Origin of the sequence: Rhodoluna sp. KAS3, from assembly GCF_026000575.1 — a bacterium.
GTDB lineage: Bacteria > Actinomycetota > Actinomycetes > Actinomycetales > Microbacteriaceae > Rhodoluna.
The window spans coordinates 755,484-780,332 of record NZ_AP026910.1 but is presented as its reverse complement, the minus strand read 5'-3'; the positions used below and the strand labels follow the sequence as shown (position 1 = coordinate 780,332).

The window sequence follows — 24,849 nt, the reverse complement described above, 5'->3', positions numbered from 1 at the left end:
GTTGCCTCGGCAACGATCGGGCCCGTGGCGCAGCTGGTAGCGCACCTGCATGGCATGCAGGGGGTCACGGGTTCAAATCCCGTCGGGTCCACAAACGAAAATTCCCACCATACATTTGGTGGGAATTTCGTTTAACCGGGTCAGCCGAAACAAGCTACTTTACGGCTACCAACTGGGCATTATTGATGTCCACAACTTTTTGTACTCTGCGGGCGTACTTCGGTTCGTCGCGTCCAAGCCATTCGGTCTCCATCCAGACTCGAACGATTTCGAGGGCAATAGCCGAACCGATGATTTTTCCGCCGAGGCACAAAACGTTGGTGTCAGAGTGGGACCGGGCCAACTCAGCGCAGAATGAATCCTGGCAAACTGCCGCATAAACTCCCGACACCTTATTAGCTATCATGGCGCTACCGTAACCAACACCGTCGACGAAAATGCCGCGGTCTACCTCTCCGCGAGCTACCGCCATCGCTGCCGGATAGACAAAGTCTGGAAGATCAGCTGGGTCATCGGTGTGGGTGCCGAAATCGACTACCTCGTGGCCCCAGCTCTCTAGCAATGTCTTGATTTCATTTTTTAGTCCACGCCCTGCGTGATCGTTTGCCATTGCAATCTTCATAGCTGTCCTTTTCTAGTTGTCGATTGAGACTCGTTTAATGCGTGATGCATGCCCAGCTTCTATGAACACTCTCGACTTTGAAACGCCGAAGTGTTTAGCCAACAGGGCGATAAGCCCCTCGTTAGCCGCGCCATCGACGGCCCGCTGTTGAAGAAAGACCACTAGGGTTCCATCGGGGGAATTCTCAATCAGTGGCCCCTTTTTTGAGCCCGGTTTGACTTGAACCGTGATGCGCATGAGTCAAGCGTAAACTGAAGGCATGTCAAAGACTTACCGCGGACTCACCCGAACCCAAATTGCCAAGACGCTTGACCACTCGGTTTTGAAGCCGAATGCAAGCTACACCGATGTAACCGTTGGTGCCAAAGTTGCCCTCGATGAGGATGTTGCTTCTTACTGCATTCGTCCGATGGATGTTGCTGTGGCTCACGAGGTTTTGAAGCAGTCCGAAGTGCCAGTGTGCACCGTGATTGGGTTTCCACACGGATCAACTACAACCGCCACCAAGGTTTTTGAGACTCAGGAGGCAATATCTCTGGGTGCTACCGAAATCGACATGGTGCTGAATGTTTCTGCGCTGATTTCAGGTGACCTAGATTTCGTTGAGGCTGATATTGCGGCCGTAGTTTCGGCTGCCAGAGAGTCGCGCGAATCAATCATCGTCAAGGTTATTTTTGAAACCGCCTTGCTAACCAATGAGCAAATTGCCACAGCCTGCAAACTCACCGAGGCAGGCGGTGCCGACTACGTAAAGACCTCTACTGGCTTTGCTGCCGCGGGAGCGACGCTAGAGCACGTTGCCCTGATGAAGAGCTGTGTAGGAGACAGATTAAAGGTCAAGGCATCAGGTGGTGTCAGGACTCTTGATCAGGTGGTCGATTTTATTGAAGCGGGTGCTTCTCGCTGTGGCACCTCGATTGCTGCTGAGATCCTGGCTGAGTTCGACTCCAAGGCTGTTTAGGTATCAAGCAGTAATTCGCAATGGCTATCTCAGCATCTGACTTAACTCGGCCGCACGTATGGCGCCCAGCAAATGACGTTGCAGGGTCTAGAACCCTGCTGTTACTGCATGGTTCGGGCGCTGATGAGTTCGACCTCCTTCCGCTTGGTAAGGCTCTTGATCCAAACGCGAACTTGTTGTCGCCCCGAGGTCTTGTGCGTGCTGAGGGCGCTAACCGTTTCTTCATGCGTTACGAAGATGGCAGTTTTGACGAGGCTGGTATTGTCCGCAACTCGGCTGAGCTAGCCGAGTTTCTATGGGTGGCCTCGGGGGAATATGGGTTCGACTCAGAGAATGTCTACGCGGTTGGTTTTTCTAATGGCGCTAACGCAGCCGGTGCCATGTTGCTGTTACAGCCGGACGCGCTCAAAGGAATCGTGGCCTTCGGTACGACCAAGTCGTTTGAGAAAACACCTTTCAAGAAATTGCCAAGTCTGGTCGGTAAGCGCGTTTGGATTGCGAACGGAGAGCAAGATCACTATTCGCCGCCGGAACGAACTGAAGCAATGATTCAGGAGTTTGTGGGTTTGGGCGCCAAGGTTGAGCTATTGATGCATCCGGGTGGGCACACAATTGCTGGTGAACATGTTCAGCAAATTGCCAGACAACTCTCATAAAATTTAGCCATGTCTATTTCACACAACCCACTTTTTAATCGTGCAATGCAGACCGGTGTCGAAGCTGCCCGAATTGATCAGGCCGCAGTTGACGCTGAGTTCGCAAAAATTACCTCGACCCCAAAGATGACCGTAGAGGGTACTGCCGGCAAGGTGTTTGGCTTGTTCCTTATTTTGGTGGCAACTGCTGCGGCAACCTGGGTGATTCCTGCGCTACAGGCTCTGTTCATGCCTGCGCTCTTTGTTGGCCTTGGCCTCGGTCTTTGGGCAACCTTTTCAAAGCAGGTTCGTCCGGCAGTAATCATCGCGTACGCCGCTGTAGAAGGTGTAGTCATCGGTGGAATCTCGGCGATTTATGAGGCTCAGTATCCGGGCATTGTTCAAAATGCTGTACTTGGTACTTTTGCTACCGCGGGTGCCATGTTCGCCGCTTACCGTTTTGGTTGGATCAAGGTGAACGCCCGATTCACTCGAGTAATGACTTTTGCTCTGATGGGTTACATGGGCTTTGCGATCATCAACCTCATCGTTGGAATGATTGCTGGCAACGCTGGCGTTTACTCTTCAGGCTTTGCTTGGTTGGCTGGGCTCGCGGGCGTAGTGCTTGCAGCATTCACCCTAAACCTTGACTTTGAGGCGATCGTTGACGGTTCCCGTCGCGGTATGCCGGTTGAGAATGAGTGGCGTGCGGCATTTGGTTTGACCGCGTCGATGATCTGGCTTTACCTAGAGATTCTGCGGTTGCTCGCAATCTTTAATCGCGACTAATTTGAATTAGTTTTTTAGCGCTACTGAATCTGTGTGTTCTAAGGACTTTGAGCCTTCGGCACACAGATTTAGTGTTTCTAGGGGAAGTTTGAAACGCGGAGTATTTAGATTTTGAGACTCCGAGTTTGTGACGAATTTCAGTGTCTGGGTCGAGTCTTCAGCGCAGGTAACGTCGATTGATTTCCAGGCGCCCGGAAAGATTTCGCCAATGACTACTTCTTCATCGCCCAAGGCTGCAATTTGATCGTTTAGGGCTTTGGTATCTGGGTAGTCGACGGCTGCGCCGGATAGCCAAATGCAAGGTGCCAGAGTAGCCAAACCGACCGCGGTCATAATGAAGAATTGGTCGCGCCGGTTCATACTTGCCTTTCTAACTTGCAGCTTGTTTAGCTAGCCACTGATTCCAAAGCTCTCTGATGTCCCAGGCGTTTTCAGCCATGATCGAAACACCCCTAACGCCGGTCCGCCTGGTCTGTCCGGCAATCACAATTAGTCGAGTGTTGAACAGGATATGGCTGCAGCGTTTTTGAGCTTCATCAAAAAATGTACTATCACTGCATCCCGAACCGTCATCCAAGGTAACAAAAACCACGCGTTTGCCCGACTTCATAGGTGGCGTCTGGGTTGCAACCCTTACTCCAGCCACTAAAACCTCGGTTTTACTGCGCAACTCAACCAGTTCATCGGCCCTGACAACCCCCATTTCGTCAAGCATTGGGCGATAGAGCTCAAGCACATGTTCGGTAACGTCAAGTTTCAAAATGCTTAGTTCGCTAGCCACTTGCTCCGCTGAACTTGGGTTTGGGTTGCCCTGTGGAAGTTGCTCAATCAAATTGAAATCTAAGGTTGGCTGTTGGGACTCGGGAAGTGGCCGATTCTTAATCGCGTTGAGTTGCCTGACCCTGGCCAGTATGTCTCCTCGATTGCTTCCGCTTTCTGTTTTAGCCAGAGAGTCCAGTGCTCCGATTAGGGCCAGATTTTCGAGCGTTCTTCTACTCGGTCTAGCGCGCAGATAAAAATCCCCAATGTCTGTATACGGCCGGTGTTCCAGTATTCGCTTCACCTCAGCCTCACTGATTCCCTGAATCTCGTGGATTGCCATTCTGATCCCGTCTTCTTCGACGAGGTATTCATCGGTGGATTTATTTACATCAACCGGCAACAACTTCACGCCTAGCCGCCGGGCCTCAGAGAGCAAAAGACGCTTTGGGTACATGCCCGGGTCATGGGTGAAAAGCCCCGCCATAAATTCGGTGGGGTGATGGGTCTTCAGCCACGCACTTTGATAGGTAGGCACGGCAAAGGCCGCTCCGTGTGCCTTGCAGAATCCGAAACTGCTGAAGCCCTCGATAATTGACCAAACCCGTTCAATAACCGGCTGAGAATAGCCCCGATTAGCAGATTCAGATCTGAAGAATTTTTCAATTTCTGGTTTTAGTCGCGGGTTCTCAAGTGATCTCCTCATCTCATCGCCTTTGGCCAGACTGCACCCAGTCATCTTGCTCAGGATTCGAATTACGTGCTCGTGGAATATCACCACACCCCAGGTCTCTCGCAAGATCGGCTCTAGATCCGAGTGAATGAAGTCGGCCTTAGCAAAGCCATGTCTGCCATCAAGATAGGGCGCAATCATATTGCCCTTCATCGGCCCTGGTCTAAAGAGAGAAATCTGAATAGTTAGGTCGTTGAACTCGGTTGGTTGATGTTTTCCGGTTAGTTCCCTCTGGCCGGGGCTTTCAATCTGGAAGATCCCTAGGGTGTTGGTAGTTCTGATTAGTTTGAAAGTATCCGGATCGTCTCGAGGGATGGCATCTAGATCAAGCTTTTGGCCCCTAACCCGTTCTATCTCACGAACGGCATAGGCCATTGCGCTTTGCATGCGCACGCCAAGGATGTCGAGTTTTAGTAGACCCATAGGGTCCATGTCGTCTTTGTCGAACTGACTCATTGGTAGACCCATGCCACTCGGCTCGATCGGCGTAACCTGCAACAGATTGAGGTCTCCGAGGATTACCCCGCACGGGTGCATCGATATGTGCCTCGGTAGCCGGTCTAGCCTTTCGGTTATGTCTACCAGCAGGTTCATTTGCCGATCTTGTTCTACCTCTTCAGCAAATTTTGCTAGCTCTGGTTTAGTAGCCAGTGCGCCTCTAAAATTTCTGGCGCTGAAACGCCACATGCTCTTGGCGATTTCATCAATTTGGTCATCATTGAGCCCCAGTGCCAGGCCAGAGTCGCGCATTGCACCGCGCCCTTGGTATTTGCTTTGCATCGATAGCAGAGTCACGCGATTAGAGCCGTAGCGTTTGAAAACTGCTCGATAGATGTCGTGTCTTCGAGCTGACTCTACATCGATGTCGATGTCTGGCAGAGATGATCTTTCGGTGCTGAGAAAGCGTTCAAACAGTAAGTCGTGTTCGATTGGATCTACGCCACTTATGCCTAGTAGGTAATTGGTTAGCGAGCCAGCTCCCGAACCTCTAGCTTGACTGCGGATGTTCATGTCGCGAATCATCTGGGCAACATCAGCGACTGTCAGAAAGTAGGTCGCAAAACCCAGTTTGTTGATTGTGATCAACTCTTGCCCGAGTCGATGCTGAATTTGCTGAAGCTCAGCTTGGCTCGCGGTGGGGTAGTAGCGCGATATTCCGGCATGTGCTTTTTGCCAAAGCACCTCAAATGGGCTGCCGTCTATTCCTAAGGCAGATTTCTCTGGAGTTTTGGGCTTTCCCCAGCTGCAATCAGCTACCGGATCAAGCCGGCATCGTTCAGCCAATTTGTTGGTGGTTTCAATCAGTTGCCCGGCTCGTGCTTGGTCCTGAGTTATTTCTAAAGCAAGCGCATGCATCAGCCCGCCGGGTTTTAGCCAAGCCTGGGCGTTGGGTTGAGGCCTAAAGTAACCCAATGGTTCCAAATGCCTCGCGGAATCCAGAATGTCTGCAGTCAGGGCACCATCTGGGTCGAGGTATCTGACCGAATTGGTTAGTACCGTAGGCACCGATAGTGCGTCGGCAAGCTGCAGTAGCCGGCGGTTCTGGTCTACTGAGTATTCGGTACCAGGTTCAGTGATGTGGCTGGCGATCTCTAGCCCAAGAGAACCCGGTGCTCGAAACAGTTGCTTCCAGGCATCCAGCGCTTGCTTGGCCCGGATGCGGTTTCCGGCAATAGCCTCTCTGCCTACATCGCTGTCTGGGGTGATTAGTACCGTGCAATTAGCCTGGTCGCCGATCAACTTTGACAGTTGGCTGCGTTTGATTCCGATGCTCTTTTTGCTGCTGCCAAAGATGCGGCCCGAGTGGGCGCCTGAAACTATTTGACATAGCTGAGACCAGCCGGCGCCTTGGGTGTGGCCGTGGCACAAAATTATGCAGCGAGCTAGGTCTGCGCCTGAATCATCGAAGACCAGTAGATTTACCCCAACTATCGGGGATAGCCCAACTTTTAGACAAGCCCCGATGTGTTTTACTGCTCCGTATAGGCCGTCTCGGTCGGTGATTGCGAGTGCGTCAAAGCCCAGGCTGACTGCCGCCTCGGCTAACTGTTCGGGTCTGGTGACTCCGTAGTGCCCCGAGAAGGCAGATGCCACGTTGAGATGAGTGAATCTCTCCATGAGTAACCTGAGGCTCTCTAGGCGTAGACCCGGGCTAGTCGCCAAGTATTGCGGTCGTTGCCGTGCGTATCGAGCGTGTGTACTAGTTCGTACTGAGCTGTTTTGCTGTCTTCGCTAGATGCGCAAATACGCCACATTTCTACTTCAAGTACTCCGGCACCGATTCCTCGCTGGACTCTTGCTGACTCATTCCACCATTCTCTGCGGGCAAACCAGCGCACGGGCTTTGAATTAACCAGGTAGCTACCGCCTCGCCACCAAAAGCCGATCGGCTCACCTCCTCGGTTAGTAGAAACCGACACGCTCTCATCTACGCGCAGCACAGCTGGCCCCTCTCGAAAACTAAGTTATTCGAACACTTGTTCGAATGTTAAGAGTGTAGAGGGAACCGCTGACAAAAGTAATTGGTTTTGATTAAATCTTTATTTTCTAGAGGCTGGATGGTCCATGCGCATATAGACGCCACCCAATTCGAGCTCGGCCAACATTTGATTTAGCCGCTTGGTGCGAGTAGCCGGAAACTTCGATCGAATAATCCAGGCCAGGTAGTCATTGCGTTGATAGGCCGGTCGAGCATCAAAATCAGCGCGCAGGCCAGTCTCTTCAAGTGAGAGTTTGACATCGGCCGGCATCTCGCTCAGTTTTCGCTTGAGTTTGCCATTTTTATCGCGCGGGGCATTCCTGCCTGACTCGCGTTCGTCGTTCTTGCGATTGGCCACTGCGTTAACTCAAAGCTCTGATGAGTTCGGGGGAGTTGTTGCGAACCTGCCCAACATCGGTGCTGACTTTAAAAAATTCTGCCTCTGCCGCAACCATGTCAGAGTCAATGGCAACTGCCTCTAGTAGCTCTTGATCACCAATAATGTGCGGGTCAAGCCATGCTTCAAAGGTGTCCGGCGATAGTAGAACTGGATTGCGGTCGTGGATGTGGGCTAACTCGGGGGCGGAGTCCTTGGTCAGAGTGGTTGCCGAAAGTAGCCAACGAGCTGGGTCTGAAGCGTTTTTGCTCGGATCTGCCCACCATTCGTACAAGCCCGCTAATGCAAACATTCCATCGGTGCCAGCAGAGATGTAAAACGGCTGCTTGGTGCCATCTGCGGCGACTTGCCATTCGTAATAACCAGAAGCCGGAATAACGCAGCGACGGCGGATTACTGAATCTTTGAAAGAAGGCTTTTCGAGAATTGACTCGATTCTGCCATTGATGAGCGGGCCGTGTTCGTCTGGGCTTTTGGCCCAACGTGGCACCAGGCCCCAGCGAGCCGAATGAATTTCACGACTCAGTTCGCCGATTGGGGATCCGTCTTCAGCTTTTTCAAAAGCACGGTCGACAATGATTGCGATTGGCTGGGTGGGAGCAACGTTGTAGCTGACCCCTGGAACGCTCCCGACGATTTCGTCAGCCTCGAAAATGGTTTGGATTTCACCAACTGCGCGAGCAACTACAAACCGACCACACATTAGTTTTTCTCGCTTTGATCGAAGTTGTTTTCTTCGCCGCGTTCGATTTGCTCGGCGCCGGCAATTGCTGCCATTGCAGCCTCACCCTCGGCAATCATGCGTTCGGCAGATTTCTCTAGCCGCTTTTTACCAAAGTGAACCAGAACCACAAACGCGATGATAATCACCACGAAAACTAATCCGCCGAACTTGAGGTTCTTGGAAACCTCTTCATAGCTGGCGCGCGCCAGATAGCCGACACCGACATAGGCGCTGGCCCACACCGCACAAGCAGCTACAGTCCAGCGGATGAATACTCGGTACTTCATCCTGGTCATGCCAGACACAACCGGAACCAAAGAGTGCAGTACTGGCAGAAATCTAGAAATCGCTACCGCCAAACCGCCGCGGGTTTCAACAAACACATCAGCCATCTGCCAGTTTTTTTCACCAATTTTTTGACCCAACCGGCTGGCACGGATGCGCTCTCCGAAGAACCTGCCGATCAGGAAGCCGACCGACTCACCGATAAGTGAACCTAGCAGGACTGCTCCGAGCAAAAAGAAAAAGTCGCCGAGGTCAAGTACGCCCGTTGAGGCAACTAGAACTACGGTGTCACCGGGCATAATCAAACCGATGAAAAGCGAGGTCTCGAGCATGATTGCGAGGCCGGCCAAAAGGTTGCGAGTTGCCGGGTCAACGCTCTGAACCATGTTCAGAATCCAGTCAAGAATCTCATTCACGGTTTAATCATGACAGACGCGAGTCACACTCGCTTTTTGGAAAAGTCTTCTAGTAATTTAGGTATGCCTAACCTTTGTTGCCAAAACGTTATAAAGGGGAGTAAACCGGAATTGGAGAGACCGAAATCTCTTCAGAAAGCGAGAACGCAATGCACGCAATTCCTGCAGTGCTAACCGAACTCAGCGCCTTAGATTTATCGCGTTGGCAGTTTGGTCTAACCACCGTTTACCACTTCCTGTTCGTGCCACTGACTATCGGCATGGTTTTGCTGGTGGCCATCATGCAAACCGCATGGGTGCGCACCGGCAAAGAGAAGTACCTAAAAATGACCAAGCTGTACGGAAAGATCTTTTTGATCAACTTTGCGATGGGTGTTGTCACCGGAATCGTTCAAGAGTTCCAATTCGGTATGAACTGGTCTGACTACTCTCGATTTGTCGGAGATGTGTTCGGAGCCCCATTGGCTATGGAAGGTCTATTGGCCTTCTTCTTCGAAGCGACATTCATCGGGTTGTGGATTTTTGGTTGGGACCGGCTTTCAAAGAAGGTTCACCTCGCCACCATTTGGATGACCGCTTTTGGTGTCTTGCTCTCTGCATATTTCATCCTGGCTGCAAATGCGTTCATGCAAAACCCAGTTGGTTTTGAGATAAACGAAGCAAAAAATCGAGCCGAACTAGTCGACATCGGTGCTGTCTTGACCAACATTGTTGCGCTCAACCAGTTTCCTCACACCATCACCGCATCGCTAATGTTTGCCGGTGCCGTAATTGCATCCGTGGCTGCGTACCACCTGAAGCGCAACCAGCAGGTAGACACCATGGGCACATCGCTGCGGTTTGGCCTTTGGTCTGTAATCGTGGGTGGCGTGGGAACTGCGGTTAGCGGTGACGGCCTAGGCCTTGCCATGGTTGAGACCCAGCCAATGAAAATGGCAGCTGCCGAGGCGCTCTACAACACCTCAGCGCCAGCGTCATTTTCGATATTCACCCTGGGAACACCAGACGGCAAGAGTGAACTTTGGTCTATTCGTATTCCGAACCTGCTTTCGTTTCTTTCAACCCACACTCTCGATGGTGAGGTTGAAGGTCTGAACGACCTGCAGGCACAGTACGTTGCGGCCTACGGGCCTGGGGACTACATGCCTACTATCTGGATTACCTACTGGGCCTTCCGTTGGATGATCGCACTCGGTGCACTGTCATTCCTGATCGCTGCAGTTGGCTTGTTTCTGACCCGAAAGGGCAACTTCACCCTGCCAACCTGGACTTGGAATGTTGCCATTTGGGCAGCACCACTTCCGGTACTTGGCATCTCAATCGGTTGGCTTTTCACCGAGATGGGTCGCCAACCTTGGCTGGTGTTCAAACTAATGAAGACTGCCGATGGAGTTTCTCCAGGCATCAATGGTGTTGATGTCTTGATCTCACTAATTGTCTTCACAGCTGTTTATGGAATTCTCGCGGTTGTCGAGATGAAGCTTTTGCTTGCTGCAGCTCAAAAAGGCATCGAAGAAGTCGATGTTAAAAAAGATTCCGATGCTGAACAACTGGCTGTTGCCTACTAGAAATCGATAGGACAAAAGAAAATGCAATTGAATGAAATTTGGTTCCTAATCGTCGGTTTCTTGTTCATTGGGTACTTTGTGCTCGACGGGTTTGACTTTGGCGTTGGTATGTCGCTGCCGTTTCTTGGCAAAGATGACACCGATAGAAGGGTGCTTATCAACACCATTGGTCCAGTTTGGGATCTAAACGAAACCTGGGTGATTGTGGCGGGTGCAAGCCTTTTCGCGGCTTTTCCAGAGTGGTACGCATCGCTGTTCAGCGGGTTCTATTTGCCACTACTGATTATCCTCGTTGCCCTAATTATGCGCGGTGTGGCGTTTGAATACCGCGGCAAGGGGCACACGATTGGTGCAAACGAAGAACGTTGGAAAGCCAACTTTGACTGGATGATTGTGATCGGATCAGCTGTTCCGGCACTGCTTTGGGGAGTTGCCTTCGCAAACATCGTGCAGGGAGTTCCATTGAACCAGGACCACGTTTACACCGGTACGATTTTCACTCTTCTAAATCCATACGGTCTACTTGGCGGGTTAGTGACTCTGACCTTGTTCTGGACTCATGGTCTGGTTTTTATCACTCTAAAAACAGATGGAGATATCAAGGAGCGGGCTCGTGCACTGGCCACCAAAGTCGGATCAGCCGCAACACTCTTGGCTGCTACCTTTTTGGTTTGGACCTTGGTCGCGCACTTCAGTGTCTTGGGATTCATCCTTTCGGCACTGGCAGCTGTAAGCCTTATCGCTGGGCTAGTTGCAAACCTGTTCAAACGTGAGGGAATTTCGTTCACGTTGCTGGTGGTAACTATCATCACGGCGGTTGGCAGTCTGTTTGCTGCTCTGTTTCCGAATGTGTTCCCCTCATCAATTGATCCTGCATTTAGCCTCACCATCGAGAATGCCTCTTCAAGCCAATACACCTTAACGGTTATGACTTGGGTGGCTGTGTTCATGATTCCTTTGGTGCTTGCCTACCAGACCTGGACCTACTGGGTTTTCCGCAAGCGGGTTAGTCGCAAGTCAATTCCGGCACACGCGCACTAAATCGATCGGTTAGGTTTTCAAATCAAGCCTTTAGATCCGCGATTACTTCGCGAGGCAGGAGCGGCCCGCTGGTTTATAGCCAGCGTGGTCGCTCTTGCCATGCTTTCCAGCCTGTCGACAGTCGTTGCAGCCTGGAATTTAGCTTGGTTTGTAAGTCAGATATTTGTTGAATCGGTGCCAGTTTCTGCGGTTACGGGCAACCTCTGGTTTGCTCTCGGGGCAGGGCTAGTCCGAGCGTTAGTTGTCTGGTTTCAAGAGTTTCTCGCTCAGCGGGCTGCGAATTTGGTCAAGCAAGAGCTACGCAAAAAATACTTTTCTGCCGTCGTGAAACTTGGGCCAGCATGGCTTGCCAAGCAAAGAATAGCAACGGTAAATACTTCAGCTACTTCAGGGCTGGACGCGCTGGATGCATACTTTGCCAAGTACCTGCCTCAGCTGGTCTACACCGCTCTAATCACCCCGATTCTCATCGTGATTATTTCACTAGCCGATTTTGCTAGCGGACTTGTCGTGATGTTAACCATTCCGCTTATCCCGTTGTTTATGGTTCTAATTGGCTGGGCCACCAGGTCGGTTCAGCAAAAGCAGTTTGAGGCGCTTTCTAAGCTGACCGGGCACTTTCTAGAGGTGATGAGAGGCCTCGGAACCTTGAGAGTTTTTGGTCGGGCGCAAATGCAAGTGACCAAAATAGCTGAAGTTAGCGAGGAATACCGAGAGCGCACCATGAAGGTCTTGCGGGTTTCATTCCTATCCGGTTTTGCCTTAGAGCTCCTGGCGAGTCTTTCGGTAGCTCTGATTGCAGTTTCGATAGGTCTTCGGCTTGTGAACGGCGAGGTGACTCTGCTCATCGGGCTTTTCGTTCTGATTCTTGCACCGGAGGCGTATCTGCCAATAAGGCAGGTCGGAGTGAACTTTCACGCTGCCGCTGAGGGCGTCACAGCATCTGGGGTGGTCCTCGATGCGATTGAGGCTTCAAAAGAAGTTCGAGAGGGTTCAGCTAGGCAGCCAAGAACCTTTGCACCAGGGCAATTGGCAGTCATTGTCGGTCCGTCTGGTTCGGGCAAGAGCACTTTGCTGCGCTCGATAATTGGCATCGATGATTCTGGGGAATCCACCGCTTTGTCCCGCTCTAGCTGGGTACCCCAGCGAACCATGCTTCTTGAGGGAACAGTTGAAACCAACATTCTTGGTCCAAATTCCAAGGATTCGCAATATGTCAATCATCCGGCTCTGGTTCAGTCACTAATGCTCGCGGCCCTAGATGACCTTGATATGCACTCGGTGGTTGGACCAAATGGACAGGGAGTGTCTGGCGGTCAGGCTCAGCGAATTTCGCTGGCTAGAGCCTTTTATCGTGCGCTCAACCAACAAACCCCGATGCTGGTGCTGGATGAACCAATTTCGGCTATCGACAGCTCGCGAGCAACCAGAGTTATCGATTCTTTGCGTTGGTTTGCAGGCCGTGGGTTCACGGTTATCGCAGCCACACACCAACCAGCCCTGATTGCGGCAGCCGATGAGATAGTTGAGGTCGCCGGTGCGTAAATTGATGAGGATTGGCCTACCCAGAACTGGCGAGTATCGCGTCGGGCTTTTCGTGAGCATAATTCAGGCTCTCTCTGCCGTCGCCCTGCTGGCAACCTCTGCTTGGCTTATCTCGAGGGCTGCTGAGCAGCCACCGGTGATGTACCTAATGGTTGCCGTTGTTGGGGTCAGAGGCTTTGCGCTGGGTCGGGCAGCCGGCCGTTATGCCGAACGAGTCATTCTTCACAATGCCACGTTTCGGATGCTCAGCTTGCAACGGCCAAAATTGCTGCAAAAACTCATTCCATTCGCACCTGCCGGTTTGCCCGACAGAGGCGCAACCATTTCGCGACTCATAAACGATGTAGACGAACTCCAAAATCTTCCGGTTAGGGTCGTAGCGCCACTATTGCAGGCGGTCGTGGTCAGTGTGCTGGCAGTCATCGGTGTAGGCCTTCTCGTTCCAAGTGCCGCTGGCGCTTTGGGGCTTTGCTTACTCGGTGCGTTTCTAATCGCTTTGCCAATCTCAGGTTTGGTCAGCAAATCTAGTGATGAGTCGACCTTGAACGCCAAGGCAGAGTTATCCAGCGGCAGCTTGGAGTTGCTGGAAAACCTCGATGTTTTGAAGGCTTTTGGCTGGGCCTCGGTTGTCCTCGATGAACTTGGCAAGAATACGGATGGTCTGCTCAAAAAGTCAGTCAAATCCGCTAGCGCGGCTGGTCTGGGCCAGGCGCTCATCCTGGTTTTTTCATCGATGGCAACATTCAGCTTGTCGTTTATCGGGGCTCAGGCCGTTGTGGCCGGTCAGATCGATGGAGTTTTGCTTGCTGTTTTGGTTTTGTTGCCGATGGCCGTTTTCGAGGTTGTTTCTTCGGCTCAGTCCTTGGTTTCAGTCTGGCAAAAATACCAAGCATCCGCTTCACGAATACAGGACTTTCTCGATACTTCGATTCCATCGGAAATCGAAGAGTCCAGAGGCCAAATCGGACTAACTCAGGTAGATGAGATTAGTTTCAACAGGGCATCCGCGACCTATCCAAACTCAGAAGCTGGCCTTCAGGATTTCACGATGTCGATTAGGTTCGGTGACCGGGTATCGCTCGTTGGCGCCAGCGGCTCCGGTAAAACCACGGTGGCAAATCTGCTTTTGGGTTTCTTAAACACCAGGGCTGGCTCACTCACGATAAACGGTAAGTCAATCAGTGACTTCGATCCAAGTAGTTTGCGGAGAGTAATCGGCTTGGTTGAACAGCAACCAACAATCTTCGTTGGTTCAGTGCGTGATAACTTGCTGATCGCAAAGCCAACGGCATCGGATGATGAACTACTCGCGGTGCTTGATCGAGTTGGGCTTCGCGCGACTTTTGAAACCCGGGAAAGCTTGAATACCGAGTTGGGGGAGCGCGGAGTGCTTATCAGTGGTGGTGAAGCGCAGCGTTTGGGGCTTGCCCGAGCGCTGCTGGCCGATTTTCAGGTCCTTATCCTCGATGAGCCCACAGCCAATGTCGACCATGCCACGGCGGTGCCACTTATCCGTGATTTGCTTGCTGCAGCAGGGTCGCATCGAACCGTGCTCCTGATTACCCATGACGATGCGATAGCCGAATTCACCAGTCGCAAAGTGCAATTAACCAGCCGCCTCGATTAGTTATGAACTTGCGATTCAATCCCTGGCTTAATCGATAGCGGTCAGCTGGAGTCTCAATCGCTTCTGAAATGACTCTAGATGTTTAGCTGGGCCGACTGGGCCGCCGAGATCAATCCAGTCTCGAACCAATCTGATGCCCTGTAAAGAGCTAAGGGCCCAGATTTCAAGTTCAACTAAGTCAGCTGGTCGAGCATTTTCGGTGCGGGTGCGGATGCCCATTTGCTCTGCTATCGCAAAAACTTCTTGTCGAGTAATGCTCGGAAGCCATTTGGTTTGGTGGTCTGGTGCACACAGGACATCCCCACGCCACCAAACAATTGAACTCAGGGCGCCTTCAATAAGGTTTCCGCGCTCATCCAAAAAGACTGCCTCGTCGGCGCCGTGCATCTGAGCGGCTCTTCTCACTTGCAGGCAGAGGCTCAAATCTGGGCCCTTGACGGTTGGATGGTGTCGCGGGTCGGTTTCTGGATAAGTCCATAGGGTAATGGGCCCCAGCTGCTCGGGCGCCTCGCGCAGTCTCAAGAAGAGGTGATTTGGCGCGGTGGCCTCTCCGTGAAATTCAATACGTGGAAACCAGCGACCCTGATTAGGAATTGCTTCTCGAACAGCATCGAAGAATGGTTCCAATTGTTCGTCGCACACATCGGTTATCTGCTGAACCCAGTCGCCGAAACGAGAGAAGTGAGCCTGCAGATTTCTAACCCGCCCCTCATCGACCAGCCAGGAGTCGGCGACGGAAAGTTCGACTTCGGATTCTGGTGGTGAGGTGACTAACTGCAATGAGCCGTCTTTAAAGCAAAAGAACTGTGCTGCGTCAGACATCTTTTCACCTCCGGCTAATACCCGCTGTAGTGCGTCTAATCTAGATTACGAAACCATCGAAAGCCAAAGTGAACCGGGAGACAAATGCAGCTGTACTCTGCGCACCTTGCCGGTTGGGCTGCGCCAGCTGACGTATTTGCTCAGTTTTACAGCTCAGAACCCTACGCTTTCTGGCTCGATCGCGAACACCACATCGATGAACCGTTCAGCGTCATGGGTGCAGGAACTCCAGAAATATTCTCTGTTGACGGTGTTGCGTCAATCGGTAGGGCGGTTGGCAATCCCCAAATCGATGTTGCGGTGGATGCCGCGGGTAATCAAAACCTTCCTTTTTCGTGGCGCCCTGGGTTGGTTGGTTGCCTCAACTATGAGCTTGATAGTTCGCACGCGTTCATCAGTGTGGATCGAGCGATTATTTTTGATCACCTCGACAAGTCGATGTACTTTGTTGGGTTGTTTGAGAGCCAGCGGGCTTTTAGTGCTTGGCATCGAGCCGCCTTGCTACGCCTGACTTTGGTTGGCGGGCAGCAGTCTATTTACCGAAATCGATTCAGGGCAGATCAGGTTACTTTTTCTGCTCAATTGAGGCACAGCCCAAGTCAATATCTCGGGATGATCGAATCGGCCCAGCGCCACATCGAGGCCGGGGATGTCTATCAAATTTGCCTAACCAATCAGGTCACCCTAAGTACCAACGCGGATCCGCTTTTTACGTTCCTGGCTTTGCGAGAACAAAACCCAGCGCCATATTCCGCATATCTTCGATTCGGCGACAAAGCGGTGGTGAGCAGTTCACCTGAGCAGTTCCTCAAGCTCGACTCATCTGGGCACCTCTCAACCAAGCCAATCAAGGGCACCCGAGGGCGGGGAGCTGATGAATTGACCGATGCGACAATCGCAGCCGAACTCAAATCAAACGTTAAGGAACGCGCCGAGAACCTAATGATCGTAGATCTGATGCGCAATGATCTCTCAAGGGTGGCCGAAATTGACAGTGTCCAGGTTCCCGCACTTTTCGAGGTCGAAACCTACGCGACCGTTCATCAGTTGGTCTCAACCGTCACTGCTCAGTTGAAGGACGACCTGGACATCTCAGCAGTCCTAGCATCAGCATTTCCTGGTGGGTCGATGACGGGTGCTCCTAAAATCCGTGCCATGGAAATCATTTCAGACCTAGAGGCTGGGCCTCGCGGAGTTTATTCGGGGGCGCTTGGATACATCGGGGTTGATGGTTCTGCAGAATTTGGAATGACTATTAGGACGCTTATTTTTGAGTCTGGACAGGTAAGTCTTGGTGTGGGTGGTGGCATTACCTCTGACTCAGACCCGGATGCCGAACTTGCTGAGACTGAGCTCAAAGCCCAGGCCTTGCTGAAAGTGCTAAACGCGCCTAATCCGTGGAGTTAGCTCCGAGTTTGTCACCATCTAATTGGTAACCTTGTTCTTTAGTACTGATTATTGAATCGCACCCCTGAGAAGTGAGCACATGACCCAGCAAAACGCGCCGGTTGAGAACGAATACAACGTATTCAACATCCAGGAAAAATGGCTTCCGGTATGGGATGAACTGCGTCCATTTGCGTCGGGAAATGCCGGAGATCCTCGCCCTAAGAAATACGTCTTGGATATGTTTCCTTACCCATCGGGCGACCTACACATGGGGCACGCTGAGGCATACGCGCTAGGCGATGTTATTTCTCGATACTGGGTGCAAAAGGGATACAACGTCATGCATCCAATCGGTTGGGACTCATTCGGTCTCCCTGCCGAGAACGCTGCAATTAAGCGCGGACTGGACCCTAAGGGTTGGACCTACGACAACATCGCGCAACAGCGGTCATCGATGCGTAGATATGCCTGCTCATTTGACTGGGACCGCGTACTGATTACTTCAGACCCGATTTACTACCGCTGGAACCAGTGGTTATTCCTTGAGTTCTACAACAAGGGCTTGGCTTACCGCAAAAACTCAAACGTCAACTGGTGCCCAAGCTGTCAAACCGTGCTGGCAAACGAGCAGGTTGTCCAAGGGCTGTGTGAGCGTTGCGACAGCCTAGTGACCAAGAAGGCTCTAACCCAGTGGTACTTCAAAGTCACCGATTACGCTGACCGCCTGCTCGATGATTTGGACACCCTCGAAGGCAATTGGCCGTCAAAGGTTCTCTCTATGCAGAGAAACTGGATTGGGCGTTCCCACGGAGCCGACGTCAATTTTGTGATTGAAGGCCGCGAAGAGCCGGTAACCGTATTTACCACTCGCCCAGACACCCTGTTTGGTGCGACTTTCATGGTTGTCGCCGCAGACAGTGCTTTGGCAGCGGAACTTGCGGCAGGCGCCGACGCTGATGTTCAGTCGCAGTTTGATGCCTACCTTGAAAAGGTCAAGCAGTCCAATGACATTGAACGACTCGCTACCGACCGCCCGAAGACGGGTGTTGACCTAAAGCGTTTTGCAATCAATCCGGTAAACGGAGCCAAGCTACCAATCTTTGCGTCTGACTATGTCCTTGCCGACTACGGTCATGGTGCGATTATGGCTGTTCCTGCCCATGACCAGCGCGACTTGGATTTTGCCAAGGCTATGGGGCTGTCGGTTCAGGTGGTGCTTGAGACCGGCGAAGAGGACCCAAATACCAGCGGTGTAGCCACTACTGGAGAAGGAACCCTGATTAACTCGGGTCCGCTCAATGGGCTTTCTAAAGCAGACGCAATCCAGAAAATTGCTGAACTGCTTGAGTCCGAAGGTAAAGGTAAGAAGACCAAGAACTTCCGACTTCGTGACTGGCTAATTTCGCGCCAACGATACTGGGGAACACCAATTCCTATCATTCACTGCGAAAAGTGTGGTGAGGTGCCTGTTCCGCAGGATCAGTTGCCAGTCGAGCTTCCATCGGCCGAAGGCCTAGACCTCAAGCCAAAGGGAACTTCGCCACTTGGCGGAGCAACCGACTGGGTGAACGTAAACTGCCCAAAGTGTGCTGGACCGGCTCTTCGCGACACCGACACCATGGATACCTTCGTGGATTCATCCTGGTATTTCCTTCGTTTCTTGTCTCCAAACTCAACTGAGGTTGCTTTTCCAGAGGATGAAGCCAAGGCTTGGGCTCCGGTTGATCAGTATGTTGGTGGCGTAACGCACGCAATCCTTCACCTGCTCTACGCAAGGTTTATTACCAAGGTTCTGCACGATCTAGGAAAGCTAGATTTTGAAGAGCCGTTTACGCGCTTACTTAACCAGGGCATGGTTCTTATGAACGGTTCTGCGATGTCAAAGTCTCGTGGAAACATCGTTGCTTTGAGCGAGCAGCTGGACGAGCACGGTGTAGATGCTGTTCGTTTGACTATGTCATTTGCCGGTCCTCCAGAGGATGACATCGACTGGGCTGATGTTTCTCCGTCGGGTGCGGCCAAGTTCCTTGCGCGTGCTTGGCGAGCAGCCAATGATGTCGTTAGCCCAGTTGGGTCAGATGCTGCACTTGGAAACAAGGAGTTGCGTAAGGCGACCCACACTTTCTTGCGTGACTTTGGCCCAGTAATTGAAGGCTTCAAGTTCAATGTCGGTGTTGCCAAAATTATGGAGCTAGTCAATGCGCTTCGTAAGGCTATTGACGGCGCTGCCGGTCCTGCTGATCCAGCAGTGCGCGAGGCAGCCGAAGTCGTGGCAAAGGCACTCTCGCTTTTTGCTCCGTATACGGCCGAGGACATGTGGGCACAGCTTGGTCACCAGCCTGGAGTTGCGCTTGCACAGCTGCCTGAAGCCGACCTAACTTTGCTGGTTGAAAGTTCAGTGGTTGCTGTCGTGCAGGTCGACGGCAAGCTACGGGACAAATTTGAAGTTGACGTAAACATTTCCGAGGATGAACTCCTCGCTTTGGCTATGCAATCAGAACCGGTCAAGCGTGCAATTGGGGATAAGTCAATTGCAAACACCATTGTTCGCGTTCCAAAACTTGTGAACATAGCAACCAAGTAAACAGTTACTCACAGAACTACCTAAGGCGCTCAGTGCAATCACTGGGCGCTTTACCTTTTGGTAATGGGTTGGATAAAGTCCAGGTTTTCAGAGGCGCTGTCGGGTACGCAACCCATCAGTAAAAAACTCGCTTTTCTGTTGCTGGGAGTCGTTGCCGTTGCTCTAATTGCAGTCAATAGTCTTACCGGGGCCACTGGTGATTCCCAGATTTCCCTGAGTGGACCTGGAGAAAATCAAACCATCGAGCCTTCGGCTGCGAGCGTTTCAGTCAACCAAGCAATCATTTTCGTACACGTAATCGGCGAGGTTAAGAAGCCCGGTATTTATGAACTTGAGGCTGGATCTAGAGTTTTCGATGCTGTTTTTGCGGCGGGTGGGCTTACCGAAGATGCTGAACAAGCCACCGTAAACCTTGCGAGATCGCTTACCGATGGAGAGCAAATCCACATCGGTGCAATTGGTGAAGCACCGATAAATGGCAATAACGGAGAAGGTCAGACGGCAAAAATAAATCTCAATCGGTCATCTCAGGTTGAACTCGAGTCTTTGCCCGGAGTAGGCCCAGCCTTAGCTGGTCGAATTATTGATTATCGCGAACAGAATGGCGGTTTCCAAGCCATAGAAGACTTGAAGAACGTGGGTGGTATTGGCGACAAATTATTTGCGGGCCTGATGAACGAGGTGACCATTTGAGAATTTGGATTGCTGCCGGAGTTCTTTGGATTTCATTGGTGGCCCTAATTCAAGGCTTGGGGACATGAGGCAACTTCTGCGCTGGCTGGTGCCAACTTTCTTAGCTCTAACTGTGGGATTGACCTCCTATGGGATTCAACTCGGCAACTCAAAGCCGACAAATTTAGTAAAAGTAATCGAAAACTATGAAGGCGGCCAAGCTGAATTCTCAGTTATTCGAGAACTGCCTGCGACCAATTCAGCCTTCTCCGGATCGCGTTTCGAGATTTTGCTTGAGTCGATTCACATTGATAACGAAGTTGCCAAAGTTCGCGCATTTGGGGTTTTGAACGGAAAAGATCCGAGTGAGTCGCTTGCGGTTGGAGCAAAGTATCGGTGTTTTATGAATTTTGCGCCCATTCAATCGGTCAATCGACAAATCTTTCGCGCGAGCTGCATTTCTGGCTTCGAATTGTTAATGCCAGCTCACCCAGGAGCAAATGCCTCAAAGCGGTTCAGAGATTCTTTCCTGGTTAATCTGGCCGGTATTTCGGCTGAGGCTAAGGGGCTGGTGGCTGGATTGGCCATCGGAGAGAAGCGGCTACTTAGTGATGAGTTTTCCGTTCAGATGAAGGCGGTTGGTTTGACGCACCTGACTGCGGTCTCTGGGGCAAACTGTGCAATCGTGGTCGGGCTGGTGTATTTAGTTTCGATGCGCATCTCGCGGCGCAGGATTGTTCGCACAGTTATTGGTGTTGTAGCACTGGTGCTTTATGTCGGGCTGGTCGGTCCCGAGCCAAGCGTAATCAGATCTGCCTTTATGGCTGGTGTAGTTTTAGTCGCTGCCTCTCTAGGTCGGCCCGCTGCTGGTTCGCCAGCTCTTGCGCTTGCCGTGTTGGTGCTGCTTTGCATCGACCCATGGTTGGCAACAGATTACGGTTTCATGCTGTCGGTGGCCGCAACCGCAGGGATACTTCTGCTCACCAGGCCACTGTATGAGAAGTTCAAGTCCCTTATGCCTGCATGGATTGCGCTGCCACTCGCTGTTTCGGCGGGTGCTCAGGTTATGTGTTTGCCCGTTCTTTTGCAGCTCCAAGAGGGTTTAGCCACTTATTCATTGCTGGCCAATCTTCTGGTCGAACCAATGGTCGCCCCAATTACTGTCCTGGGTATTCTTAGTTGCTTGGTTGCCCTTCCGCTACCTGGGCTGGCTGCCGCTCTAAGTTGGCTCGCATCCGTCGCAGCGCAGTGGATAGTCGTGACCACCCAATTGTTGAGCAGTCTGGCTGGCGGAGTAATTCCATGGCCAAACGGATTTCTTGGTGCGATTTCGGCCGTGGCCGTAATTATCGCGCTGGTAGTTTTTCTGCTGGCATCTGCTCAGAAATCAAAGAACTGGGCGGCTTTTGCTCTGCTAATAATTTTGGGCGTGACCATCGGGTCAGCTGGTTCGGCTGCAAAGAGATACGGAACCTGGCCTAACCAGGCATGGCAGGTAGTTGCCTGCGATGTTGGACAAGGGGATGCGTTTGTCCTTCGTTCTGAGGGGCTAACTGCTGTAATCGATGTTGGTCGCGAGAATGCGCCCACAAAAGAATGCTTGGATCGACTTGGGGTGCAGACCATCGACCTGCTGGTGCTTACCCACTACGACCTAGACCATGTGGGTGGGCTCGGTGGTGCGCTTGCTGGTCGTCGCATCGGCGAGGTATTACTTTCTCCGTTTCCGGATGAACGTTGGGCTGCTAGCAATGTTCAAGAGACACTGCAGGCGACGGGGTCACGCATCTATCGGCCATTTGAGGGCGATAGCGGGAAGCTAGGGGCGTTCACCTGGACGGTGCTGAATCCACCAAGGAACCTAAACCTGGTTGAGGACTCAAATGACGCTAGTCTTGCGATGCTTTGGAAGGGCGCCGAGCTTAATTTCCTCGCATTCGCAGATCTAGGTGAAAGGGGCCAGATGCGTCTTGGCGCGGCATCTTCAACCTGGCTTGGGCAAGGCCTCGACAACGTACCCATGATTCTCAAAGTTGCCCATCACGGATCACGGGACCAATTCTCCGAACTGTATGAGGCAGTTCGCCCAGATGTGTGTCTGATTTCCTCTGGAGAGGGCAACAGTTACGGGCATCCGACCAGAAGAACGCTGGATCTTTTGGAAAGCTTGAATTGTGAAACGCTGAGAACAGACAATCTGGGGTCGATCTCGCTCCAGATCAACCAGAATGACTTGAAGCTTGGAGTCAGCGGTCGCGGTTAGGCTTATGGGGTGAGTAAAGCAAAGATCATTGACTGGCGCCATGCGGCACCGGATTCCGTGGTTTTTGTCTCAGGTCCAGAAGAATTTTTGGCCGGTCGAGCAATTCGTATGATTCGTGAAACCCTAAAGGGGCAAGATGATGCGCTTGAGATTCACGAAATCGAGGCATCGCACTACTCAGCCGGAACTCTCCTAAACCTGACCAGTCCGTCGCTATTTGCCGAACCTCGATTGTTGATCATTCGTGGGCTCGAGCGGTGCTCTGATGACCTAATTGCCGATGGCATTGCGTACCTCGAACACCCCACTGCAGACACCACCGTAGTTCTCCGGCACAACGGTTCGAGCGTTCGAGGCAAGAAACTCGTTGATGCCATTCGTGTCAGCAGCCACGCAACAGAAATCAATTGCGCTGAGATAAAAAAAGATGCTGATCGCGTGTCTTTTGTTCAAGCAGAATTTGCCCACGCCGATAGGAAAATCGCTCCAGCAGCCGTTAGAGCTTTGCTTGACGCATTTGCTGATGACATTGCAGAGCTGGCTTCGGCTTGTAATCAATTGCTGATGGATAGTTCTGAGACCATCTCCGAAAGTGTTGTCGATCGCTATTACGGCGGCAGAGTCGAAACAAATGCATTCAAAGTTGCAGATGCTGCTCTTGCCGGAAAGTCGGGGGAGGCCCTGTCGCTTCTCCGTCATGCAATTGCTACCGGCGCGGATCCAGTACCGCTAGTTGCCGCCATCTCTATGAAGATTCGCCAGCTGGCCAAAATCTTCGGCAACCGCTCGGCGTCACCGCAGTCGTTAGGCATGGCGCCTTGGCAGGTTGACCGAGCGCGTAAAGACCTCGTTGGCTGGACCGACGACGGTCTGGCAAACGCCGTTTCAGCTATGGCGATTGCGGATGCCGCCGCCAAAGGTGCGGAGCGAGACCCTATCTATGCACTTGAAAGGGTCATTCACCTCATCTCGAATAAGGGACTAAGTGAATCGTCGAACTAAGGTTCTCGGGCTTCTAGCTCTAATTGCTATTTCCCTTGTCCTCAGACCCGCAGTGGCGGTTATTGGCCCTCTGCTAGCCGAAATAACCGATTCGCTAGCGCTCTCTCCAACCGATGCGAGCGTGTTGACCGCAGCGCCAGTTCTATGTTTTGGCCTAGGTGCTTTTTTTAGTCCCTGGTTGGTATCCCGATTCGGTGTCGACCGAGCCATGATGCTGGTTCTCTTAGTCCTTGCAATCGCGATGGCGCTTCGAGGGTTCCTGGGGTTCCCAGGTCTTCTAGTCGGCACTGTCGCGGCTGGGCTGTCGATTGCTGCAGCCAACGTCCTGTTGCCTTCGGTGGTGCGCCGAGACTTTCCAAAGTCGGTTCCGCTGGTCACCGGCATGTACACCACGGTGCTAGCAATTTCGGCCAGCTTTGCTGCCTCTTCGGCTGTATCCGTAAGTGGCGCACTAGGTGGTTGGCAAGCGGCATCAGCTATTTGGGCTGCACCTGGATTGCTGGCAATTGTGCTTTGGGCACCAAAATTTACTCGCGGTCGTAACGACTCGATTGCGCCGATTGCCCACTTAGGTCAGGTAAGTTCCCTTCCACTCCATTCGGGCTTAGCTTGGCTCCTGGTGCTGTTTTTCGGAATTCAGTCACTTGGTTTCTACGCAATCCTTGGTTGGCTTCCGACGGCACTGCTGTCGAAAGGGTTTACCGACGGCGACGTTAGTTTTTATTTGGGTATCGCAACATCGATTGGAATCCCGTTCGGGCTAGCAATGTCGTCGATCCTGGGCAGGTTTAAATCACTCGCCTGGTGGGCTTCCGGCTCGAGTGCGGTTTCAGCTGCAGGGTTTGCTGGGTTGGCCACATCGCTGGCCTCAAGTAACGCCGATGAAGTGATTCTTCTGCTCAGCTCAATCTTGATTGGAATTGGGCAGGCCTCCACCTTTCCTATTTCCCTCTCGCTAGTGAGCATTCGCGCATCGAGCAGCGCTGCAACGACTCAGTTGTCAGCGATGACCCAGGGGATTGGCTATTTAATCTCTGCCTTGGGCACCTTCGTAGTTGGTGTTCTGGCCACCGCAACTGGCTCTTGGGCGGTCAGCCTTTGGCTGCTAACAGTTCTGACTGTGTTGCAGATGGTCTGCGGCTACATTGCAGGTAAGCCAGGTGTGGTTCAGGACAATAAAAAACCCCGAGTCAAATGACCCGGGGTTTTTCTAAAGCTTCGGTTTAGAGAGCTGCAACCTTCTTGGCAAGTGCTGACTTGCGGTTTGCAGCGTTGTTCTTGTGTAGAACACCCTTTGAAACTGCCTTGTCTAGCTTCTTGCCAGCTAGTGCAAGAGCTGCTGCTGCTGCTACCTTGTCGCCGCTTGCAGTCGCTTCGCGAGATGCGCGAACAGCGGTCTTGACCTCGCTGCGAACAGCCTTGTTGCGCTCAGCAGCCTTTAGGTTGGTGCCAATTCGCTTAATCTGTGACTTGATGTTTGCCATGTTTCACTTTCTTGGTTTGCACCCTGCAGTCGCAGGCATGCTGAACAAATTC

Annotated in this window: 23 protein-coding genes and 1 tRNA gene; 14 read left to right on the top strand and 10 right to left on the bottom strand. The window is 52.1% G+C overall.

What is annotated here, in order from left to right:
• Positions 1 to 18: 18 nt before the first annotated feature.
• Positions 19 to 91: transfer RNA gene (locus tag OO731_RS03875), tRNA-Ala, on the top strand.
• 63 nt (positions 92 to 154) lie between these two features.
• On the opposite strand, the gene OO731_RS03870 is transcribed toward OO731_RS03875, so the two are convergent.
• Both OO731_RS03870 and OO731_RS03865 read right to left on the bottom strand, forming a co-directional pair.
• Complete coding sequence (locus tag OO731_RS03870) at positions 155 to 610, bottom strand: RpiB/LacA/LacB family sugar-phosphate isomerase (RefSeq protein WP_264889732.1); 456 nt, start codon at positions 608 to 610, stop codon at positions 155 to 157.
• Between the two features lie 24 nt (positions 611 to 634).
• On the bottom strand, positions 635 to 859 hold the full coding sequence (locus OO731_RS03865) for a DUF167 domain-containing protein (protein ID WP_264889731.1): 225 nt from the start codon (positions 857 to 859) through the stop codon (positions 635 to 637).
• 22 nt (positions 860 to 881) lie between these two features.
• Between OO731_RS03865 and deoC the strand changes: the two genes are divergently transcribed.
• The 3 genes from deoC to OO731_RS03850 are packed head-to-tail and all read left to right on the top strand — an operon-like array spanning position 882 to position 3,007.
• Positions 882 to 1,583, top strand: a complete 702-nt coding sequence (gene deoC, locus OO731_RS03860; protein WP_264889730.1) for a deoxyribose-phosphate aldolase — start codon at positions 882 to 884, stop codon at positions 1,581 to 1,583.
• A 20-nt stretch (positions 1,584 to 1,603) separates the two neighbouring features.
• Entirely contained in the window at positions 1,604 to 2,239 is a 636-nt protein-coding gene (locus OO731_RS03855) for an alpha/beta hydrolase (protein ID WP_264889729.1), read from the top strand.
• Between the two features lie 9 nt (positions 2,240 to 2,248).
• The gene (locus tag OO731_RS03850; RefSeq protein ID WP_264889728.1) at positions 2,249 to 3,007 is read left to right on the top strand and encodes a Bax inhibitor-1/YccA family protein; all 759 of its coding nucleotides are present in this window, start codon (positions 2,249 to 2,251) and stop codon (positions 3,005 to 3,007) included.
• 6 nt (positions 3,008 to 3,013) lie between these two features.
• On the opposite strand, the gene OO731_RS03845 is transcribed toward OO731_RS03850, so the two are convergent.
• The 6 genes from OO731_RS03845 to OO731_RS03820 all read right to left on the bottom strand — a co-directional run bounded on the left by OO731_RS03845 (position 3,014) and on the right by OO731_RS03820 (position 8,800).
• Positions 3,014 to 3,367 carry a hypothetical protein gene (locus OO731_RS03845; RefSeq protein ID WP_264889727.1) on the bottom strand — a complete coding sequence of 118 codons (354 nt, stop codon included), beginning with the start codon at positions 3,365 to 3,367 and terminating at the stop codon, positions 3,014 to 3,016.
• A gap of 10 nt (positions 3,368 to 3,377) precedes the next feature.
• Entirely contained in the window at positions 3,378 to 6,617 is a 3,240-nt protein-coding gene (locus OO731_RS03840) for a DNA polymerase III subunit alpha (protein ID WP_264889726.1), read from the bottom strand.
• Positions 6,618 to 6,634: 17 nt separating this feature from the next.
• Positions 6,635 to 6,940 carry a DUF6504 family protein gene (locus tag OO731_RS03835; protein WP_264889725.1) on the bottom strand — a complete coding sequence of 102 codons (306 nt, stop codon included), beginning with the start codon at positions 6,938 to 6,940 and terminating at the stop codon, positions 6,635 to 6,637.
• A gap of 99 nt (positions 6,941 to 7,039) precedes the next feature.
• Positions 7,040 to 7,336: a YdeI/OmpD-associated family protein gene (locus OO731_RS03830; protein WP_264889724.1), complete on the bottom strand. Its 297-nt coding sequence runs from the start codon at positions 7,334 to 7,336 to the stop codon at positions 7,040 to 7,042.
• 4 nt (positions 7,337 to 7,340) lie between these two features.
• Entirely contained in the window at positions 7,341 to 8,078 is a 738-nt protein-coding gene (locus OO731_RS03825) for an SOS response-associated peptidase (protein WP_264889723.1), read from the bottom strand.
• Entirely contained in the window at positions 8,078 to 8,800 is a 723-nt protein-coding gene (locus OO731_RS03820; RefSeq protein WP_264889722.1) for a DedA family protein, read from the bottom strand. The genes OO731_RS03825 and OO731_RS03820 overlap by 1 nt, the downstream gene beginning before the upstream one ends.
• A gap of 149 nt (positions 8,801 to 8,949) precedes the next feature.
• On the opposite strand from OO731_RS03820, the gene OO731_RS03815 reads away from it, so the two are divergent.
• From OO731_RS03815 to cydC, 4 genes are all read left to right on the top strand, one after another.
• Complete coding sequence (locus OO731_RS03815; protein ID WP_264889721.1) at positions 8,950 to 10,368, top strand: cytochrome ubiquinol oxidase subunit I; 1,419 nt, start codon at positions 8,950 to 8,952, stop codon at positions 10,366 to 10,368.
• Positions 10,369 to 10,389: 21 nt separating this feature from the next.
• Positions 10,390 to 11,409, top strand: a complete 1,020-nt coding sequence (gene cydB / locus OO731_RS03810) for a cytochrome d ubiquinol oxidase subunit II (RefSeq protein WP_264889720.1) — start codon at positions 10,390 to 10,392, stop codon at positions 11,407 to 11,409.
• A 99-nt stretch (positions 11,410 to 11,508) separates the two neighbouring features.
• Complete coding sequence (locus OO731_RS03805) at positions 11,509 to 12,954, top strand: ABC transporter transmembrane domain-containing protein (RefSeq protein ID WP_264889719.1); 1,446 nt, start codon at positions 11,509 to 11,511, stop codon at positions 12,952 to 12,954.
• A gap of 4 nt (positions 12,955 to 12,958) precedes the next feature.
• The gene (gene cydC / locus OO731_RS03800; RefSeq protein WP_264890664.1) at positions 12,959 to 14,581 is read left to right on the top strand and encodes a thiol reductant ABC exporter subunit CydC; all 1,623 of its coding nucleotides are present in this window, start codon (positions 12,959 to 12,961) and stop codon (positions 14,579 to 14,581) included.
• Between the two features lie 27 nt (positions 14,582 to 14,608).
• On the opposite strand, the gene OO731_RS03795 is transcribed toward cydC, so the two are convergent.
• The gene (locus OO731_RS03795; protein WP_264889718.1) at positions 14,609 to 15,403 is read right to left on the bottom strand and encodes an aminotransferase class IV; all 795 of its coding nucleotides are present in this window, start codon (positions 15,401 to 15,403) and stop codon (positions 14,609 to 14,611) included.
• Between the two features lie 84 nt (positions 15,404 to 15,487).
• Between OO731_RS03795 and pabB the strand changes: the two genes are divergently transcribed.
• The 6 genes from pabB (at position 15,488) to OO731_RS03765 (ending at position 24,511) form a co-directional block, all read left to right on the top strand.
• Positions 15,488 to 16,810 carry an aminodeoxychorismate synthase component I gene (gene pabB, locus OO731_RS03790; protein ID WP_264889717.1) on the top strand — a complete coding sequence of 441 codons (1,323 nt, stop codon included), beginning with the start codon at positions 15,488 to 15,490 and terminating at the stop codon, positions 16,808 to 16,810.
• A 79-nt stretch (positions 16,811 to 16,889) separates the two neighbouring features.
• The gene (leuS, locus tag OO731_RS03785) at positions 16,890 to 19,376 is read left to right on the top strand and encodes a leucine--tRNA ligase (RefSeq protein ID WP_264889716.1); all 2,487 of its coding nucleotides are present in this window, start codon (positions 16,890 to 16,892) and stop codon (positions 19,374 to 19,376) included.
• Between the two features lie 63 nt (positions 19,377 to 19,439).
• On the top strand, positions 19,440 to 20,069 hold the full coding sequence (locus OO731_RS03780) for a helix-hairpin-helix domain-containing protein (protein ID WP_264889715.1): 630 nt from the start codon (positions 19,440 to 19,442) through the stop codon (positions 20,067 to 20,069).
• 64 nt (positions 20,070 to 20,133) lie between these two features.
• Positions 20,134 to 22,311, top strand: a complete 2,178-nt coding sequence (locus tag OO731_RS03775) for a ComEC/Rec2 family competence protein (RefSeq protein ID WP_264889714.1) — start codon at positions 20,134 to 20,136, stop codon at positions 22,309 to 22,311.
• A gap of 9 nt (positions 22,312 to 22,320) precedes the next feature.
• Positions 22,321 to 23,313 carry a DNA polymerase III subunit delta gene (holA, locus tag OO731_RS03770; protein ID WP_264889713.1) on the top strand — a complete coding sequence of 331 codons (993 nt, stop codon included), beginning with the start codon at positions 22,321 to 22,323 and terminating at the stop codon, positions 23,311 to 23,313.
• Positions 23,297 to 24,511, top strand: coding sequence for an MFS transporter (locus OO731_RS03765; protein ID WP_264889712.1), 1,215 nt, complete (start codon positions 23,297 to 23,299; stop codon positions 24,509 to 24,511). The genes holA and OO731_RS03765 overlap by 17 nt, the downstream gene beginning before the upstream one ends.
• A gap of 25 nt (positions 24,512 to 24,536) precedes the next feature.
• Here the strand turns inward: OO731_RS03765 and rpsT are convergent, their stop codons facing one another.
• Entirely contained in the window at positions 24,537 to 24,797 is a 261-nt protein-coding gene (gene rpsT, locus OO731_RS03760; protein WP_138275466.1) for a 30S ribosomal protein S20, read from the bottom strand.
• Positions 24,798 to 24,849 lie beyond the last annotated feature (52 nt).

What these genes read in the sequence shown, in the direction of transcription:
- OO731_RS03850 (WP_264889728.1), top strand. Translation starts at nt 2,249, where the DNA reads ATGTCTATTTCACACAACCCACTTTTTAATCGTGCAATGCAGACCGGT.
- OO731_RS03775 (WP_264889714.1), top strand. Translation starts at nt 20,134, where the DNA reads ATGAGGCAACTTCTGCGCTGGCTGGTGCCAACTTTCTTAGCTCTAACT.
- OO731_RS03780 (WP_264889715.1), top strand. Translation starts at nt 19,440, where the DNA reads ATGGGTTGGATAAAGTCCAGGTTTTCAGAGGCGCTGTCGGGTACGCAA.
- OO731_RS03825 (WP_264889723.1), bottom strand. Translation starts at nt 8,078, where the DNA reads ATGTGTGGTCGGTTTGTAGTTGCTCGCGCAGTTGGTGAAATCCAAACC.
- OO731_RS03870 (WP_264889732.1), bottom strand. Translation starts at nt 610, where the DNA reads ATGGCAAACGATCACGCAGGGCGTGGACTAAAAAATGAAATCAAGACA.
- rpsT (WP_138275466.1), bottom strand. Translation starts at nt 24,797, where the DNA reads ATGGCAAACATCAAGTCACAGATTAAGCGAATTGGCACCAACCTAAAG.
- leuS (WP_264889716.1), top strand. Translation starts at nt 16,890, where the DNA reads ATGACCCAGCAAAACGCGCCGGTTGAGAACGAATACAACGTATTCAAC.
- OO731_RS03865 (WP_264889731.1), bottom strand. Translation starts at nt 859, where the DNA reads ATGCGCATCACGGTTCAAGTCAAACCGGGCTCAAAAAAGGGGCCACTG.
- OO731_RS03840 (WP_264889726.1), bottom strand. Translation starts at nt 6,617, where the DNA reads ATGGAGAGATTCACTCATCTCAACGTGGCATCTGCCTTCTCGGGGCAC.
- pabB (WP_264889717.1), top strand. Translation starts at nt 15,488, where the DNA reads ATGCAGCTGTACTCTGCGCACCTTGCCGGTTGGGCTGCGCCAGCTGAC.
- OO731_RS03845 (WP_264889727.1), bottom strand. Translation starts at nt 3,367, where the DNA reads ATGAACCGGCGCGACCAATTCTTCATTATGACCGCGGTCGGTTTGGCT.
- OO731_RS03805 (WP_264889719.1), top strand. Translation starts at nt 11,509, where the DNA reads ATGCTTTCCAGCCTGTCGACAGTCGTTGCAGCCTGGAATTTAGCTTGG.
- OO731_RS03815 (WP_264889721.1), top strand. Translation starts at nt 8,950, where the DNA reads ATGCACGCAATTCCTGCAGTGCTAACCGAACTCAGCGCCTTAGATTTA.
- OO731_RS03795 (WP_264889718.1), bottom strand. Translation starts at nt 15,403, where the DNA reads ATGTCTGACGCAGCACAGTTCTTTTGCTTTAAAGACGGCTCATTGCAG.
- deoC (WP_264889730.1), top strand. Translation starts at nt 882, where the DNA reads ATGTCAAAGACTTACCGCGGACTCACCCGAACCCAAATTGCCAAGACG.
- cydB (WP_264889720.1), top strand. Translation starts at nt 10,390, where the DNA reads ATGCAATTGAATGAAATTTGGTTCCTAATCGTCGGTTTCTTGTTCATT.
- OO731_RS03855 (WP_264889729.1), top strand. Translation starts at nt 1,604, where the DNA reads ATGGCTATCTCAGCATCTGACTTAACTCGGCCGCACGTATGGCGCCCA.
- cydC (WP_264890664.1), top strand. Translation starts at nt 12,959, where the DNA reads ATGAGGATTGGCCTACCCAGAACTGGCGAGTATCGCGTCGGGCTTTTC.